Source organism: Marinithermus hydrothermalis DSM 14884, assembly GCF_000195335.1.
Lineage (GTDB): Bacteria > Deinococcota > Deinococci > Deinococcales > Marinithermaceae > Marinithermus > Marinithermus hydrothermalis.
In genome coordinates this window covers 1,865,325-1,880,311 of the sequence record NC_015387.1, presented here as the reverse complement: position 1 = coordinate 1,880,311, position 14,987 = coordinate 1,865,325, and the positions used below count along the sequence as shown (strand labels likewise).

Below are 14,987 nucleotides of genomic sequence, written 5' to 3'. Positions count from 1 at the left end.
GCCATGATACGTCCCTTGGATCAGGCGGAGGCGGGCGGCGAGGTCGCGCGGCTGGCGCGCCTCGAGGCCGCGGGGGTGCCGGTCGTGCCGACCTGGGTGGTGGAGCTCGAGGCCGAGTTCTACGCTCTGAATAACCTTCCGGAGCGGGTGCGGCGGGCCTTCGAGGGGGTGTTCGGCGTGCGGATCGACGAGGACCGCCTCGAGGCCGCCTGCCGCGAGGCGCAGCGTTTGGTGCGCGAGAGTTATTTGTTGCCCGAGCGGGCGGACGCGCTGGGCGCCGTGGTGGGCGAGGGGCGGTTCGTGGTGCGGTACGCGGGCGGGGCCCCGGTGGGGATCGCGACGGGGCGGCAGGAGGTCCTGTGGCACCTGAAGCGGCTGTGGGCCTCGGTCTGGGAGGTGGACGCGGTGCTGGCGCGCGCGCCGCGCCTCGCGCCGCCCGACCGGCCGAGCCTGGTGCAGCGGGTGGAGGCCCTGCCGCGGCCGGATGCGGACCTCTCCCGCCGGGCGGCGGAGGTCCTGGGGGAGCCGGTCGAGGTCTGGGCGAGCGCGGGACGGGTGGTGCACGTCCGCTAGGGGGGCCACGCGCCCTGAGCGCGGCGGAGGGCCACGACCTGGCCCAGGTGGTAGGCGTTGTGGTCGGCCACCACGAGGACTTCGCGCACCAGGGTGTGCGCGGCGGGGGCGTGGGGCGGGTGGGCGAACAGGTCGACGCTGGGGTCGTTCACGAGGTGCTGGAGGGTCTCGAGGTCCTCCAGGAAGGCCGTTAGGCTCGCGTCCCAGGCTTCGGGCGTGGGCGGGGCGGGGGTGGGGGGCCAGTACCCTTCGGGGAAGGGCGGGGCGGTGTAGCGCGGGTTCTGGAGGTACTCGAGGATGTCCCGCTGGGCGAGGCGCAGGTGCTCGAGGAGTTCCCACGCGGTGTGCGGGAAGCCCGGGGGGGCTTGGTACCGGAGGGCGGCGGGGAGGCGCGCGAAGGCGGTTCGGGCGTTCACGTGGGCGCTTTCGCCGACCAGGAGCTCGGTGAGGTGCTGGCGCAGTAGGGTTTCCATGCGGTCCTCCTTGGGGGTGGCCCCAGTCTACCCGAGGGTTGGGGGTAGACTGCGGGCATGTACGACGCGCACGTGCACACCCCTTTGTGCAAGCACGCTCGAGGCGCGCCGGCGGAGTACGTGGCCGCGGCGCGCCGGGCGGGGCTTGCGGGACTGGTCTTTACGGACCACAGCCCCATGCCCCCCTGGTTCGACCCGCAAAGCCGCATGGAGCTCGACGAGCTGCCGTTTTACCTCGGGGCCCTGGAGGCCTTGCGGGAGGAGGCGACGGGGTTTTACCTGGGGATCGGCCTCGAGGCGGATTACCACCCGGGGACCGAGGGGTTCGTGCGGCACGTGTTGGGCCGGTACCCGTTCGATTACGTGATCGGTTCGGTGCATTTTATCGGCGCGTGGCCCTTCGACCACCCGGATTACGTGGAGGAGTTCGCGTGGCGCGACCTGAAGGAGGTCTACCGGGCGTATTTCGCGCTCGTGGTCGAGGCGGCTCGCAGTGGGTTGTTCCACGCGATCGGGCACCTGGACCTCCCCAAGAAGTTCGGGCACGTGCCGGAGGAGGGGTACCTGGAGCTGGCGGAGCCGGCCCTCGAGGTCATCGCGGGGGAGGGGCTGGCTTTGGACGTGAACACCGCGGGGTGGCGCAAGCCGGTGGGGGAGGTCTACCCGGCCCCGGCGCTTTTGGAGCGGGCGCGGGCGCTGGGGATCCCGGTGGTGCTGGGTTCGGACGCGCACCGGCCGGAGGAGGTGGGGTACCGCTTTGAGGACGCGGTGCGGCTCTTGAAGGCCGCGGGGTACGCCGAGGCGGTGGTGTACCGCGAGGGGCGGCCCCAGCGTTACCCGCTCTAGCCCACCAGGGCCTGCCACCAGGGGAAGGGGGGCAGGCCGCGCGCGCGGGCGGCGCGGAGGGCGGGGGTGGGGTCGTAGGGCACCTCGTGCTGCGCGAAGCTCCAGTGGCCGGCGTGGCGGGTGGCGACGGTGAAGCGCGCGAGGGGGCGCGGCTCGGGGGGGATCGAGACCGAGGAGACGTTGACCCGCACCAGGCCCGGGGAGATGGCGAGGAAGGCGCCGTGCCGGTGCCCGAAGGCGACGAGGCCCTCGCCGAAGACCGCGCGGGCCTCGTCCGGGGGGAGGTCCGGGCCGCACCGCTCGGGGTCGTCGTGCGGGGTGCGCGGCGTGGCGTGCACCATCCGGAGGTCCGCGGCCTGGAGGGCGCGCGGCAGGCCGCGGAGGAAGGCCAGGGCCTCGGGGGAGAGGCGGGCGCGGCACCAGGCGAGGTGGGCTTGGGCGGTGGGGGTGGGGGCCTCGAGGTCCTGGGCGAGCCACTCGTCGGTGTTGCCCGCCAGGGCCTGGACGCCGGCCTCGGTGAGGCGGTCGAGGCACTCCTCGGGGTGGGGGCCGAACAGGGCGAGGTCGCCGAGGCAGTACGCGCCGTCGTAGGGGCCGTACGCCCGGGCGGCCTCGAGGACCGCTTCGAGGGCGGTGAGGTTTCCGTGCACGTCGGAGAACAGGAGGAGGCGCATATCCTTAATCTACCGCGGACCGGGTCGGAGATACCCTTGACAAAGCTAGTATTAAGGGTATACACTCGCGGGTAACCGCGCGGGATGCGCGGCCACAACCCGGCCCGTCTCTTATCCAGAGCGGTGGAGGGACCCGGCCCTGTGAAGCCGCGGCAACCGGTGGGCGCGTGCCCACGTCCGGTGCCAACTCCGGCCTGCGCAAGCGGGGGAGATAAGAGAGGGGAGACGCCAGCCAAACCAGACCGCCCCCCTTCTCCGATCCCCCGGGAGAAGGGGGGTTGCCCTACCCCGCCCCCGAGGAGGCGCGCGCGGGTTGTTGTGTTACCCTACCCCTGAGCCTATTTGTATCAGGGGTATAGGGGGCCTGGCCCGCCGGCCACCAACCCCGAGGAGGTGAAGGAACGTGAACCTGCTTGAAGACCCCGCCCAAGCCGCTGAGATCGCGCACCTCGAGCGCATGATCGCCCGGCTCGAGGCCGGCCTGGAGGACCCGCTGGACTTCCAGCGCTACCGACTGGAAAACGGGATCTACGGGATCCGGGGCGCTTCGGACCGGCACATGGTGCGCGTCAAGCTGCCCTTCGGCCGCGTGACGCCCGAGCAGCTCGAGGCCCTCGCCGAGGCCGCGGACCGCTTCACCCCCCACCGTAAGGCGCACCTCACCACCCGGCAGGCGGTGCAGCTCCACCACGTCCAGCGGCGCGACCTGCCCGAACTCCTGCGCCACCTCGCGCGCGCGGGCCTCACCACCCGCGAGGCCTGCGGCAACACCGTACGGAACGTCACGGCCTGCCCCTACGCGGGGATCGCGCCCGACGAGCCGTTCGACGTCACGCCCTACGCCGAGGCCACCTTCCGCTACTTCCTACGCCACCCCGTCGCGCAGAACCTGCCGCGGAAGTTCAAGATCGCCTTCGAAGGGTGCCGGACCGACCACGCCCGCGTGGCCATCCACGATATCGGCGCGGTCGCGGTCCGAGACGCCGAGGGCCGGCCGGGGTTCAGGATCCACGTCGGCGGCGGGCTCGGCGCGGCCCCCCGCGCCGCGGTGCTCCTCGAGCCCTTCACCCCCGCGGAGGACCTGATCCCCACGATCGAGGCGGTCCTCCGGGTCTTCGACCGCCACGGCAACCGCAAGGTGCGCACCCAGGCCCGCCTCAAGTTCCTGGTGAAGCAATGGGGCGCGGACGCCCTGCGCGAAGCGGTCCTCGCCGAGCGCCGGGTGGTGAAGGCCACGCGCTCCGGCCGCGCCCTCACAGCGCAGCCCACGCTCGAGGAGGAAGGGCCGCCTGAGCTCGAGCCGCTCCCCGCCGTGGGGGCCGTCCCCCCGGGGTTCGCCGAGTGGGCCGCGACCAACGTGGTGCCGCAGCGGCAGGCGGGCTGGGCGACGGTGATCGTGCGCTGCCCGCTGGGGGACGTCACCTCGGACCAGCTCCGCGCCCTCGCGCGGATCGCCCGCCGGTACAACGGGGGGCGGGTGCGCAGCGCGATCACCCAGAACCTCCTGCTGCGCTGGGTGCCCGAGGCCGCGCTGCCCCAGGTGTACGCCGCGCTGCACGCCGCGGGCCTCGCCGCGGCCGGAGGGCACACCCTGGCCGACGTGACCCGCTGCCCGGGCGCGGACACCTGCAACCTGGCGATCACCCGCTCGCGCGGGCTCGCCCAGGCCCTCCAAGGCCTCCTCGAGACCGAGCTTCGGGCCCACCCGGCCCTCAAGGACCTGACCCTCAAGATCTCGGGCTGCCCCAACTCCTGCGGCCAGCACCACATCGCCGACATCGGGTTTTACGGCGCGGCGCGCACCGTGGACGGGCGGGAGGTGCCCCACTACGTGCTGCTCCTCGGGGGCGGAACCACCCTCGAGGGCGCGCGGTTCGGGAAGCCCGTGGCCCGCATCCCCGCCCGGCGGGTGCCCGAGGCGGTGCGGGCCGTGCTCGAGCGCTACCTCGCCGAGCGCCAGGAGGGCGAGGGTTTCACCGCGTTCGTGGACCGCGTGGGCCCCGCCTCCTTCAAGCCCCTCTTGGAGCCCTTCACCCAGGTGCCCCCCTACGCCGAAGCCCCCGAGTTCTACACGGACCTGGGGGGCGAGGGCGCGTTCCGGGTGCAGGTCGGCGAGGGCGAGTGCGGGGTCTAGCCGGGGGGGACGGGCATGCTGAGTCTGAAGGGAAAACGCGTGGCCCTCACCGGCCCCCGCCGCGCCGCGGAGCTCGCCCGGATCGTGGAGAAGCTCGGCGGCACCCCCCTCGTGCGGCCCACCCAGGGCACCGCCTTCCTCGACCCGGCCCGGCTCGAGCCCCTCCTCGCGCGCCTGGTGCGCGAGGGGGTGGACTGGGTCCTCCTCACCACCGGGATGGGCACCGAGGCCCTGGCGCGCGCGGCAGCGGCGGTGGGGCTGGGCGAGGCGTTTCTCGACCTGTTGGCCCGGGCCCGCCTCGCCGCGCGGGGGTACAAGACGGTGAAGGCCCTCAAGGCGCTCGGCCTCTGGCCCGCGGTCGTGGCCGCGGACGGCACCACCGCCGGGCTGCGGCGCGCTTTGGCCGCACAGGCCTTCGAGGGCCGGCGCGTCGCGCTGCAGCTGTTTGGGGTGCCGGCCCCGGGGCTCGCGGGCTGGCTCGTGGCGCGCGGCGCGCGCGTGGTGGAGGTGTGGCCCTACCGGCACCTGCCCCCGGACCCGGCGGTGGTGGAGACCCTGGCCCGCGAGGTCCTGGAAGGCGCGGTGGACGCGGTGGCCTTCACCAGCGCCGTCCAGGTGCACCACTTCTTCGAAGGCGTCCGGGCGCTGGGGCGGTTGGGCCCCGTCCTCGAGGCCTTCTCCGGCCCCGTGGTCGCGGTGAGCGTCGGGCGCGTGACCCGCGAGGCCCTCACCGAAGCGGGGGTCACGCGCGTCGTGATGCCCGAGGAGGAGCGCATGGGCGCGATGATCATGGCGCTGGCGCGGTACTACGAGGAGGTGCACGCATGCGGTACTTCCCGGTGATGCTCGACCTTAAGGGCCGTCCCGTGGTCTTCGTCGGGGGCGGCGGGGAGACCGAGGCCAAGGTGCAGCGGCTCGTGGAGGCCGGGGCGCGGGTGACCCTCATCAGCCCCGAGGCGCACCCCGCCCTCGAGCCCCTCGCGGCCGCCGGCCGGATCCGCTGGGAGCGGCGCGCCTACCGCGAGGGGGACCTCGCGGGGGCCGTGCTGGCCTTCGCGCACCCCAAGGACCCCGCCGTGACCGGGCGGGTCTTCGCGGAGGCCGAGCGGCGGGGGGTGTTCCTCAACGCGGTGGACGCCCCGCGGCACGCCTCGTTCATCCTGCCCGCCGTCCACCGCCAGGGGGATCTGGTGGTCGCGGTCTCCACGAGCGGCAAGGCCCCGGCCCTCGCGGTGCGGCTCAAGGAACGGTTCGCCCGCGAGCTCGGCCCGGAGTACGCGGCCTTCCTCGAGCTACTAGGCGGCCTCCGGGAGGAGGTGGCCCGGCGCGTGCCCGGGTTTGCCGCGCGCCGCCGCCTCTGGTACGCCCTCGTGGACTCGAAGGCTTTGGAGTGGCTGCGCACGGGCCAGCCGCAGCGGGCCCAGGCGCAGCTTCGGGCCGTGATCGAAGCGTACGCGAAGGAGGGGATCGCATGAGCTTAACGCCCGAGACCGCCGAACGCTTGTCGGCCGAGGCCCTGGTGCGCGCGGCGCTCGAGGCCTACCCCGCGGCCTGCCTGACCTGCAGCTTCCAGGCCGAGGACGTCGTGGTCCTCCACATGGCGCGCCAACACCGGCCGGACCTTCCGGTCTTGTTCCTGGACACCGGGTACCACTTCCCCGAGACCTACGCCTACCGCGACCGGCTCGCCGCGGCGTGGAACCTGAACCTCATCAACCTGACGCCCCCCCTGAGCGTGGCGGAGCAAGAGGCGCGCTTCGGTCAGCTCTACCGGACCGACCCCGACCGGTGCTGCCGCTTGCGCAAGGTCGAGCCGCTCGTGGCGGGCCTCGAGCCGTACGACCTCTGGCTCACCGGCCTCCGGCGGGAGCAGTCGCCCACACGGGCGGGCCTGAAAAAGCTCGAGACCCACACCCTGCCGAGCGGCAAGCGGATCGCGAAGCTGAGCCCCTTGGCGGACTGGGACTGGAAGACGGTGTGGGCCTACCTCGAGGTCCACGAGATCCCGCACCTGCCCCTGTACGACCAGGGGTACCGCTCCATCGGGTGCGCGCCGTGCACCAGCCTGCCTACTGACCCCACCAACCCCCGCTCGGGGCGTTGGGGAGGGCGAAAGCTCGAGTGCGGCATCCACACCTTTGACCGGGAGGGGTGAGGGCGCGAATGGCGGTGGGGCTGGGGCTGTTGATCGCGCTGGGGGTCGGCCTGAGCGGGGTCGGTGCGGGCACGCTCACCGCCCCGCTGCTGATCCTCGCCCTGGGGGTGCCGCCGGCGGAGGCGGTCGGGACGGCGCTCGTGTACGGCGCTTTGGCGAAGCTCCTCGCGGGGGGCGTGTACCTGGCGCGGGGCCAGGTGGACGCCGGGGTCCTCGGCCGGATGCTCCTCGGGGGGGTGCCCGGGGTGGTGCTGGGCTCGCTTTTCCTGGATAGGCTGAAGGCCCAGGGCGGGGTGGTGCTGGCGGTCCTCGGGGGGACGGTGGCCTTCTCCGCGCTTTGGGGGCTCGGGCGGGCCCTCAGCGGCCGAGCGGTCCCCAAGGCGCGGCCCCACCTGATCCCCTTAGGGGCGTTTGGGATCGGGCTCGAGATGGGGTTCGCCTCGGCGGGAGCGGGAGCTTTGGGCACCCTGCTCCTCCTCGGTACGACCCGCCTCGCGCCCGCGCGGGTCGTGGGGACGGACCTGGCCTTCGGTTTGGTCGCCGCCACCGTGGGTGGGGGCCTCCACCTCGGGATGGGCAACGTGAACCTACCCCTCCTCGCCGAGCTGGCCCTCGGGGGAAGCGTGGGGGCTGTGGCCGGGGCGTTCCTCGCCGGCCGGATTCCCGCGCGACCCTTGCGGCTGGGGCTGTTGGCGTGGCTGGTGCTGGTCGGGGCGTCCCTCGTGTACCGGGGGTTGGCCCTCGCGAAGGGAGGGATGGGATGAGCAAGGTGTACATCGTGGGCGCGGGGCCCGGGGACCCCGAGCTCCTCACGCTCAAGGCGGTGCGCGTCCTGCAGCAGGCCGACGTGGTCCTCTACGACCGGCTGGTCGCGCCGGCGGTCCTCGAGTGGGCTCCCCCCACGGCCGAGCGGGTCCCCGTGGGTAAACGCTACGGCGAGCAGGAGCGCGTGCAGCGCGAGATCTATCGGCTCATGCTCGAGCACGCCCGGGCGGGGCGCGCGGTGGTGCGGCTCAAGGGCGGGGACCCCTTCGTCTTCGGGCGCGGGGGGGAGGAGTGGCGTTACCTCGCCGCGCATGGCGTGACGGTCGAGGTCGTGCCGGGGGTGACCTCGGCCCTCGCGGTCCCGGGCCTTGCGGGGATTCCCCTGACCTTCCGGGGGGTGTCCCGGGGGTTCGTGGTGGTGACCGGGCACGGCGCGGGCGGCGCGCCCTTCGACGCGCGGCGGTACGCGGGGGTGGAGACCCTGGTGATCCTGATGGGGGTGCGCCGCCGCGCGGAGATCGCCCGGGCCTTGATCGCGGCGGGCCGCGCGCCCGCGGAACCGGTGGCCTTCGTGGAGCGCGGCAGCACCCCCGAGGCGCGCGTGGTGATCACGACGCTGGCCGCGGTGGCCGCGCACCGGGTGGCGGTCGCGCCCCCCGCCGTCTTCGTGGTGGGGCCGGTCGTGGCCCTGCGGGATCAACTGATGCGCGAGGAAACGGAGGTGAACGCGTGCTGATCCCCCCGCACGGCAACACCCTGGTGCAGCGCGTGGCGGAGGGCGCCGAGCGGGAGCGGCTGCGGGCCGAGGCCCGGGCCCTCCCCGCCCTCACGGCCGACCTGGACACCCTGCTCGACCTCGAGAACCTCGCGACCGGGGCCTTCTCCCCCCTCGAGGGGTTCATGGACCGGGAGGCCCTCTGGGCGGTCGCCGAGACCCTCCGGCTGCCCGGCGGGCCCGTCTGGCCGCTCCCCGTGCTGTTCCAGCGCCGCCAGCGGCCGCGCGTCGCGGTGGGGGAGGCGGCCGCGATCCGGGATGCGTCGGGGCGCGTGCTGGGCCTCCTCGAGGTCACGGAGGTCTACCGGCTGGACCTCGAGCGCCTCGCCCGGCGGGTCTGGGGGACGGATGCGCCCCGGCACCCCGGCGTGGCCCTCTTGTACCGGAAGGGGCCCTGGGCGGTCGCGGGGCGCGTGACCCTGCTCGAGCCCGTGCCGCACGCCTACCGGGCCTGGAGCCGCTCCCCGGCCGAGGTGCGCGCCGAGTTCGCCCGCCGCGGGTTCGCTACGGTGGTGGCCTTCCAGACGCGGAACGCGCCGCACCGGGCGCACGAGTACCTGCACCGGCTCGGCCTGGAGCTCGCGGACGGCCTTTTGATCCACCCCATCCTGGGACGGAAAAAACCCGGGGATTTCGACACCCGGACGATCCTCGAGGCCTACCGGGTCCTGGTGGAGCGGGTCTACCCGCCGGGGCGGGTGGTGCTCGCGGGGCTGGCCACGGCCATGCGGTACGCGGGGCCGCGCGAGGCGGTCTTCCACGCGATCGTGCGGCAGAACTTCGGGGCGACGCACTTCATCGTGGGGCGCGACCACGCGGGGGTCGGGGATTACTACGACCCGTTCGCGGCGCACCGCATCTTCGATGAGCTCCCGGAGCCTTTGGGGATCCGGATCCTCAAGGTCGGCGCGGTGTTTCACTGCGCGGCCTGCGGCGGAATCGCTTCCGAGCGTACCTGCGGCCACGATCCCCGGGCGCGCACCCCGATTAGCATGACCACCGTAAGGCGTTTGCTCCGCGAGGGCCGGCGGCCACCCCCGGAGCTCGTGCGGCCCGAGGTGGCCGAGGTGCTGCGGGTGCCGCCCCCGGACCCAAGGCCTTAAACTACTACGAAAGGAGTCGGTATGAGCCAACCCGAACCCATCCCCCCCAAGACGACGGAAGCCGCCGAACCGTACAGCGACGTGCTCATCGTCGGCGCGGGCCCGAGCGGGCTGTTCGCGGGGTTCTACGTGGGGCTGCGGGGCCTCAGCGTGCGCCTCATCGACCCCCTGCCCGAGCCCGGCGGGCAGCTCAGCGCCCTCTACCCGGAGAAGTACATCTACGACGTCGCCGGTTTCCCCAAGGTGCGCGCCAAGGACCTCGTGGACCGGCTCGTGGAGCAGCTCGCCCCCTTCCAGCCGGCCTACGCCCTCGGCGAGCGCGCCGAGACCCTGGAGGAAGCGGACGGCCTCTTCAGGGTCACCACCTCCCAGGGCCGCGCCTACCGCGCCCGCGCGGTCATCGTCACCGCGGGGGTCGGGGCCTTCCAGCCCCGGGGCCTCGAGGCCCCGGGCATCCGGGAGTTCGAGGGGCGCGGCGTGGCCTACGCGGTGCGCCGCGTCCAGGAGTACGCGGGCCGCCGGGTGCTGATCGTGGGCGGCGGGGACAGCGCCGTGGACTGGGCGCTGGGCCTCAAGGACGTCGCTCAGGTCACCCTGATCCACCGCCGCGCGCAGTTCCGCGCCCACGCTGCGACCGTCCAGCAACTCCTCCGAGCGGCCGAGGCCCAGGAGCTCGAGGTCCTCACCCCCTACGAGGTTCGCGAGGTCACGGGGGACACCCAGGTGCGCCGCGCGGTGATCTTCCACAACCAGACCGGGGAGGAACGGACCCTCGAGGTGGACGCGGTCCTGGTCCTGACCGGGTACGTGACCCGGCTGGGCCCCTTGGCGAACTGGGGGCTGGAGCTCGAGCGGAACAAGATCAAGGTGAACTCGCGCATGGAGACCAGCCGCCCGGGGGTGTTCGCCGCGGGGGATATCGTGACCTACCCCGGGAAGCTCCCCTTGATCGCCTTGGGGTTCGGGGAGGCCGCGATCGCCGCGAACCACGCCGCGGTCTACGCCCACCCCGAGCTCAAGGTCAACCCCGGCCACTCCTCCGAAAAACCCCCGCAGGGCGCGCCGAGCGGTTCGTAAGGCGGTATCATTCCCTTGATGAACCGCAAGGAACTCGCGCGCCTCCTCGCGCGCGCCGCCGACCTGATGGAGGTCCTGGGGGAGGGCGGGCCCCGCGCCTGGGCGTACCGCCGCGCCGCGCGGGCCCTCGAGCGCCACGAGGAGGACCTGGAGGCCCTGGCCGCGCGCGGCTTCCAGGGCGTGCCCGGCGTGGGGCGGAGCCTGGCCGCGTTGCTCGAGGAGGTGTACCGCACGGGCGAGTTTCCGTACCTGGAGGAGCTCCTCGCGCGCGTCCCCCCGGGCGTGCTGGAGCTTTTGGAGGTGCAGGGGCTCGGCCCCAAGCGCGTGCGCGCCCTGTGGGAGGCGGGCGTGGACTCGCTCGGGGCGCTCGTGGCCTGGGCGGAGGCCGGCCGCATCCGGGCCCTTCCCGGGTTCGGAGCCCGGAGCGAGGCCGCGCTGCTCGAGGCCGCCCGGTTCGCCCTCGCGAACGCGCGGCGCGTCCACCTGCCCACCGGCCTCGAGGCAGCGCGGCTGTTACTGGCGGACCTCGAGGGGGCCGGGATTCGCGCCGAGCTGGCCGGCAGCCTCCGGCGGGGGTTGGAGACCGTGGGGAGCGTGGACCTCGTCGCGCTGGCCCCGCCGGAGCGGGTCGCGGCGGCCTTGGGCGTGCACGCCCAGCGCGTCGAGGGCCGGGTGGTGCACGGCCGGGTGGAGGGCCTGCCCCTCAAGGTCTTCACGGCCCGCCCGGAGGCGTTCGGCACCGTCCTCCTCCAGGCCACCGGGTCCCGCGCCTTCGTCGAGGCTTTGGGGCCGCTCCCGGAGCTGCCGGAGGAGGCCGCGGTCTTCGCCGCGCTCGAGCGGACGTTCGTGCCGCCGTTCTGGCGCGAGCCGGAGCACCTGGGCCTACCTCCTCCCGCGCGCGTGGTGGCGCGCGCGGACCTCGTGGGCCTGATCCACGCCCACACCACCTACTCCGACGGGGCCGCCTCCCTGCGGGAGATGGCCGAGGCCGCCCGGGCGCGCGGGTACCGGTACCTGGTGGTCAGCGACCACTCCCAGGCCGCGGCGTACGCGGGCGGCCTGGACCTCGAGGCCCTCGAGGCCCAGTGGGCGGAGATCGACCGCCTGAACGCCGAGCTCGCCCCCTTCCGCATCCTCAAGGGGATCGAGGCCGACATCCTCCCGGACGGCCGGCTCGACTACCCCGAGGCGGTCCTGGCGCGCTTCGACGTGGTGATCGGGAGCCTCCACAGCCAGCTGGGCCTGGACCCCGAGGCGCAGACCGCGCGGCTGTTGCGCGCCCTGGACAACCCCTACCTCACCATCCTGGGGCACGCCACGGGGCGGCTCTTGCTGCGCCGCAAGGGGGCCGTGGCCGACTGGGAACGCGTGCTGGAGCGCGCCGCTATGCGCGGCGTGATCCTCGAGATCAACGCCAACCCCTGGCGGCTCGACCTGGACTGGCGCGTCGCCCTCGCCTGGCGGGACCGGCTCTGGTTCTCCCTGGGGCCGGACGCGCACGCGGTCGAGGGGATGGACGACGTGACCTACGGCCTGTGGATGGCGGCCAAGGCCGGGCTCGCCCCCGAACGCGTGGTGAACACCTGGACGGCCGAGGCCCTCCTCGAGCACGCGCGGCGGCACCGGTAAACCCCGCGTTTAGGGGTATGCTGGGGGTATGAAGGTCACGACCGTCGTCCTCGACTCGGTGGGGCTCGGGTACCTTCCCGACGCCGCCGAGTTTAATGATGAGGGGGCGGACACCCTGGACCACACGGTGCTCGCCACCGGCATTCAACTCCCGCATTTAGCCGAGCTGGGGCTGGGGCACGTTCCGGGCGTGCACACCCTGCCCCGCGTGGACCGGCCCCAAGGCGCGTTCGGCCGCATGCGCGCGCAAAGCCCCGGGAAGGACACCTCCACCGGGCACTGGGAGTTCGTGGGGATCATCCTCGAGCACCCCTTCCGCGTCTTTCCCGAAGGGTTTCCCCCGGAGGTCATGGAGGCCTTCGCCCAGCGGATCGGGCGCGGCTGGCTCGTGAACCGCCCCTACTCCGGGACCGAGGTCATCCGGGACTACGGGGCGGCGCACCTCCGGACCGGCCAGCCCATCGTGTACACCTCCGCGGACTCGGTCTTCCAGATCGCGGCGCACCTCGAGGTGGTGCCCCTGGAGACGCTCTACGCCTGGTGCCAGGCCGCGCGGGAGATCCTGCAAGGGCCCTACGCGGTCGCGCGGGTCATCGCCCGGCCCTTCGAAGGCGAGCCCGGCGGGTTTTACCGGCGCAACGACCTGCGCAAGGACTTCGCCCTCGAGCCGCCCGCGAACGTGCTGGACGCGCTGGTGGGCGCGGGGCTCGACGTGGTGGGGGTGGGGAAGATCCCGGACATCTACGCGCACCGCGGGTTCACCCGCGAGGTGAAGACCAAGGACAACGCCGACGGCATCCGGAAGACCCTCGAGCTGATGCGGGAGGATGTGGAAGGCCTGATCTTCACGAACCTGGTGGATTTCGACGCCAAGTACGGCCACCGCCGGAACCCCGAGGGGTACGCGGAGGCCCTTAAGGCCTTCGACGCGGCGCTGCCCGAGTTCTTAGCGGCGCTCGGGCCGGAGGATTACCTGTTTATCGTGAGCGACCACGGGAACGACCCCACCTACCGCGGGACCGACCACACGCGCGAGTACGGCCTGCTCCTCGCGGTCGGGCCGGGCCTCGCCGGGCGGGACCTGGGCACGCGCGCGACCTTCGCGGACCTGGGCGCGAGCTGGGCGCGGATCTTCGGGGTGGCGTGGGAAGGACCGGGAACGCCAGTAGTGTGAAGGAGCACAGCCTAGGCGCGAACCATGACGTGGCGTGACGTCCTCGACATCCTGGCGGTCAGCACCGTCCTGTACTACCTGTACAGGCTCGTCGCCGAGACCCGCGCCCTGAACCTGGTGCGCGGGCTTTTGGTCTACCTCAGCGTCTGGTTCCTCGCGGACCAGCTCGAGTTTAGGGCCCTCGCGTGGCTCTTGGGCAACGCCGCGACCCTCGGGGTGTTCGCGCTGATCGTGGTGTTTCAGCCCGAGCTGCGGGGCTTCCTCGAGCGCTTGGGTCGGGGCCGGCTCCGGGAGAATGGGATCGACGAGAAGGGCGTGCACGAACTGGTACGCGCCGTGGAACGCATGGCCGCCCGGCGGCTGGGGGCCCTGATCGCGATCGAGCGCCGCACGCCGCTCGGGGAGTACGCGGTGACCGGCGAGGTGGTGGACGCCCGGGTCTCCGCGCGGCTGTTGGAAACGATCTTCACGGTCGGCACGCCCCTGCACGACGGCGGCACGATCCTCCGCGGCCCGCGGGTGGTGGCCGCGGGGTGCGTCTTCCCCTTGTCGGAGCGCGAGGACCTGCGCTACCTCGGCACGCGCCACCGCGCGGCGCTGGGCCTCAGCGAGGTCTCGGACGCGATCGTGATCGTGGTGAGCGAGGAACGCGGCACGATCCGCGTGGCGGAGCGCGGGGTGCTGAGCGCGAACCTCACCCCGTCCGAGCTGCGCGGGCGCTTGGAGGAGGTGTTCCGTGAGTCCACGTGAGGTGTGGGCGCGCCTCATGCACAACTGGCCCGCGAAGCTCCTGACCTTCCTCATCGCCTTCATGCTCTGGTACCAGCTGCGCGAGAACGAGCCCGTGGTGGACCGCACCTTCGTGCGCGAGCTGCAGGTCATCGGCCTGGGGGAGGACCGCGTCGCGGTGGGGCTGCCCGAGGTCGTCCAGGTCCGGGTGCGCGGCACCGCCCGCCGCGTGGAGACCCTCTCCCCGAACGCGGTCGTGCCCTTCGTCGACCTCTCCCGCGTGGAAGGCGAGACCTTCGACCAACGCATCCAGATCCAGCTGCCCCCCGGGATCCAGGTCGTGGACATCGTGCCCGACCGCCTAATCGGGCGCATCGAACCGCTGGGCGAGGCCCTGCTGCCGGTCGAGGTCTTCAGCCCCGGGGTCGGCCTGCGCTTTAGCCCCAACCAAGTGCGCGCCCGCGGGCCCGACCGCGAGGTGCAGCGCGCCGTGGCCGCCGTCGGCCTGGAACTCCAGGGGGAGGACGAGGTCGCGCTGTACGCGGTGGACGCCGCGGGCCGCCCGGTGACGGGCCTGGCCCTCGAGCCCAACACGGCCCGGGTGGAGGCCCGCGCGCCCCTCCTCATCGAGCGCGCGGTGCCCCTGCGCCTCGAGCCGCCCCCGGCGGGGCTGCGCCTGGTGGAGGCGCGCGTCCCCACGGAGGTCACGGTCGTCGGGCCGCCCGAGGCCCTGGACGGCCTCGAGTTCATCCCGGCTCGGGCCGAGTGGCGCGAGGGGAGTTACGTCGCGCCGTTGGCGCTGGAGCTGCCGGACGGGGTGCGCGCGGGCGGCGAGGTTTGGGGACGGTTTCGCGTGGAGCGGGCCGAGCCCGTAGAATGA

At 73.4% G+C, this 14,987-nt stretch carries 16 protein-coding genes and 1 riboswitch; of the genes, 14 read left to right on the top strand and 2 right to left on the bottom strand.

Annotated features, from left to right (window positions below; genetic code table 11):
• Positions 1 to 3: 3 nt before the first annotated feature.
• Positions 4 to 573, top strand: coding sequence for a hypothetical protein (locus MARKY_RS09415; RefSeq protein WP_013704652.1), 570 nt, complete (start codon positions 4 to 6; stop codon positions 571 to 573).
• Here MARKY_RS09415 and MARKY_RS09410 read toward each other — a convergent pair.
• Entirely contained in the window at positions 570 to 1,046 is a 477-nt protein-coding gene (locus MARKY_RS09410) for a DinB family protein (protein ID WP_013704651.1), read from the bottom strand. The genes MARKY_RS09415 and MARKY_RS09410 overlap by 4 nt on opposite strands.
• Positions 1,047 to 1,103: 57 nt before the next feature.
• Between MARKY_RS09410 and MARKY_RS09405 the strand changes: the two genes are divergently transcribed.
• The gene (locus MARKY_RS09405; protein WP_013704650.1) at positions 1,104 to 1,892 is read left to right on the top strand and encodes a histidinol-phosphatase HisJ family protein; all 789 of its coding nucleotides are present in this window, start codon (positions 1,104 to 1,106) and stop codon (positions 1,890 to 1,892) included.
• Here MARKY_RS09405 and MARKY_RS11475 read toward each other — a convergent pair.
• Complete coding sequence (locus MARKY_RS11475) at positions 1,889 to 2,566, bottom strand: metallophosphoesterase family protein (protein ID WP_013704649.1); 678 nt, start codon at positions 2,564 to 2,566, stop codon at positions 1,889 to 1,891. The two genes, MARKY_RS09405 and MARKY_RS11475, sit on opposite strands and share 4 nt — an antisense overlap.
• A 108-nt stretch (positions 2,567 to 2,674) precedes the next feature.
• Positions 2,675 to 2,784, top strand: a riboswitch (SAM riboswitch).
• 239 nt (positions 2,785 to 3,023) lie between these two features.
• Between MARKY_RS11475 and MARKY_RS09395 the strand changes: the two genes are divergently transcribed.
• Genes MARKY_RS09395 through MARKY_RS09340 form a run of 12 tightly spaced genes read left to right on the top strand, consistent with a single transcriptional unit; the run spans position 3,024 to position 14,987 of the window.
• Positions 3,024 to 4,700 (top strand): nitrite/sulfite reductase, encoded by a 1,677-nt coding sequence (locus MARKY_RS09395; protein WP_052297217.1) that lies wholly within the window; start codon positions 3,024 to 3,026, stop codon positions 4,698 to 4,700.
• Positions 4,701 to 4,715: 15 nt separating this feature from the next.
• The gene (locus MARKY_RS09390; RefSeq protein WP_013704647.1) at positions 4,716 to 5,543 is read left to right on the top strand and encodes a uroporphyrinogen-III synthase; all 828 of its coding nucleotides are present in this window, start codon (positions 4,716 to 4,718) and stop codon (positions 5,541 to 5,543) included.
• On the top strand, positions 5,525 to 6,175 hold the full coding sequence (locus tag MARKY_RS09385) for a precorrin-2 dehydrogenase/sirohydrochlorin ferrochelatase family protein (protein ID WP_013704646.1): 651 nt from the start codon (positions 5,525 to 5,527) through the stop codon (positions 6,173 to 6,175). The genes MARKY_RS09390 and MARKY_RS09385 overlap by 19 nt, the downstream gene beginning before the upstream one ends.
• Positions 6,172 to 6,855: a phosphoadenylyl-sulfate reductase gene (locus MARKY_RS09380; protein ID WP_013704645.1), complete on the top strand. Its 684-nt coding sequence runs from the start codon at positions 6,172 to 6,174 to the stop codon at positions 6,853 to 6,855. The genes MARKY_RS09385 and MARKY_RS09380 overlap by 4 nt, the downstream gene beginning before the upstream one ends.
• Before the next feature lie 8 nt (positions 6,856 to 6,863).
• Complete coding sequence (locus MARKY_RS09375) at positions 6,864 to 7,619, top strand: sulfite exporter TauE/SafE family protein (RefSeq protein WP_013704644.1); 756 nt, start codon at positions 6,864 to 6,866, stop codon at positions 7,617 to 7,619.
• Complete coding sequence (gene cobA / locus MARKY_RS09370; protein WP_013704643.1) at positions 7,616 to 8,356, top strand: uroporphyrinogen-III C-methyltransferase; 741 nt, start codon at positions 7,616 to 7,618, stop codon at positions 8,354 to 8,356. Before MARKY_RS09375 ends, cobA begins: the two co-directional genes overlap by 4 nt.
• The gene (sat, locus tag MARKY_RS09365; RefSeq protein WP_013704642.1) at positions 8,350 to 9,498 is read left to right on the top strand and encodes a sulfate adenylyltransferase; all 1,149 of its coding nucleotides are present in this window, start codon (positions 8,350 to 8,352) and stop codon (positions 9,496 to 9,498) included. The genes cobA and sat overlap by 7 nt, the downstream gene beginning before the upstream one ends.
• Before the next feature lie 21 nt (positions 9,499 to 9,519).
• A complete protein-coding gene (locus MARKY_RS09360; protein ID WP_013704641.1) occupies positions 9,520 to 10,575 on the top strand; it encodes an NAD(P)/FAD-dependent oxidoreductase in 1,056 nt (351 codons plus the stop codon).
• Positions 10,576 to 10,593: 18 nt separating this feature from the next.
• Complete coding sequence (locus tag MARKY_RS09355; protein WP_013704640.1) at positions 10,594 to 12,204, top strand: DNA polymerase/3'-5' exonuclease PolX; 1,611 nt, start codon at positions 10,594 to 10,596, stop codon at positions 12,202 to 12,204.
• A 28-nt stretch (positions 12,205 to 12,232) separates the two neighbouring features.
• The gene (locus tag MARKY_RS09350) at positions 12,233 to 13,378 is read left to right on the top strand and encodes a phosphopentomutase (protein WP_013704639.1); all 1,146 of its coding nucleotides are present in this window, start codon (positions 12,233 to 12,235) and stop codon (positions 13,376 to 13,378) included.
• Positions 13,379 to 13,402: 24 nt separating this feature from the next.
• Positions 13,403 to 14,128, top strand: a complete 726-nt coding sequence (cdaA, locus tag MARKY_RS09345) for a diadenylate cyclase CdaA (protein ID WP_013704638.1) — start codon at positions 13,403 to 13,405, stop codon at positions 14,126 to 14,128.
• A complete protein-coding gene (locus MARKY_RS09340) occupies positions 14,115 to 14,987 on the top strand; it encodes a CdaR family protein (RefSeq protein ID WP_013704637.1) in 873 nt (290 codons plus the stop codon). Before cdaA ends, MARKY_RS09340 begins: the two co-directional genes overlap by 14 nt.

Coding starts and splice junctions, on each gene's coding strand:
- MARKY_RS09415 (WP_013704652.1), top strand. CDS start 4: ATGATACGTCCCTTGGATCAGGCGGAGGCGGGCGGCGAGGTCGCGCGG.
- MARKY_RS09410 (WP_013704651.1), bottom strand. CDS start 1,046: ATGGAAACCCTACTGCGCCAGCACCTCACCGAGCTCCTGGTCGGCGAA.
- MARKY_RS09405 (WP_013704650.1), top strand. CDS start 1,104: ATGTACGACGCGCACGTGCACACCCCTTTGTGCAAGCACGCTCGAGGC.
- MARKY_RS11475 (WP_013704649.1), bottom strand. CDS start 2,566: ATGCGCCTCCTCCTGTTCTCCGACGTGCACGGAAACCTCACCGCCCTC.
- MARKY_RS09395 (WP_052297217.1), top strand. CDS start 3,024: ATGATCGCCCGGCTCGAGGCCGGCCTGGAGGACCCGCTGGACTTCCAG.
- MARKY_RS09390 (WP_013704647.1), top strand. CDS start 4,716: ATGCTGAGTCTGAAGGGAAAACGCGTGGCCCTCACCGGCCCCCGCCGC.
- MARKY_RS09385 (WP_013704646.1), top strand. CDS start 5,525: ATGCGGTACTTCCCGGTGATGCTCGACCTTAAGGGCCGTCCCGTGGTC.
- MARKY_RS09380 (WP_013704645.1), top strand. CDS start 6,172: ATGAGCTTAACGCCCGAGACCGCCGAACGCTTGTCGGCCGAGGCCCTG.
- MARKY_RS09375 (WP_013704644.1), top strand. CDS start 6,864: ATGGCGGTGGGGCTGGGGCTGTTGATCGCGCTGGGGGTCGGCCTGAGC.
- cobA (WP_013704643.1), top strand. CDS start 7,616: ATGAGCAAGGTGTACATCGTGGGCGCGGGGCCCGGGGACCCCGAGCTC.
- MARKY_RS09360 (WP_013704641.1), top strand. CDS start 9,520: ATGAGCCAACCCGAACCCATCCCCCCCAAGACGACGGAAGCCGCCGAA.
- MARKY_RS09355 (WP_013704640.1), top strand. CDS start 10,594: ATGAACCGCAAGGAACTCGCGCGCCTCCTCGCGCGCGCCGCCGACCTG.
- MARKY_RS09350 (WP_013704639.1), top strand. CDS start 12,233: ATGAAGGTCACGACCGTCGTCCTCGACTCGGTGGGGCTCGGGTACCTT.
- cdaA (WP_013704638.1), top strand. CDS start 13,403: ATGACGTGGCGTGACGTCCTCGACATCCTGGCGGTCAGCACCGTCCTG.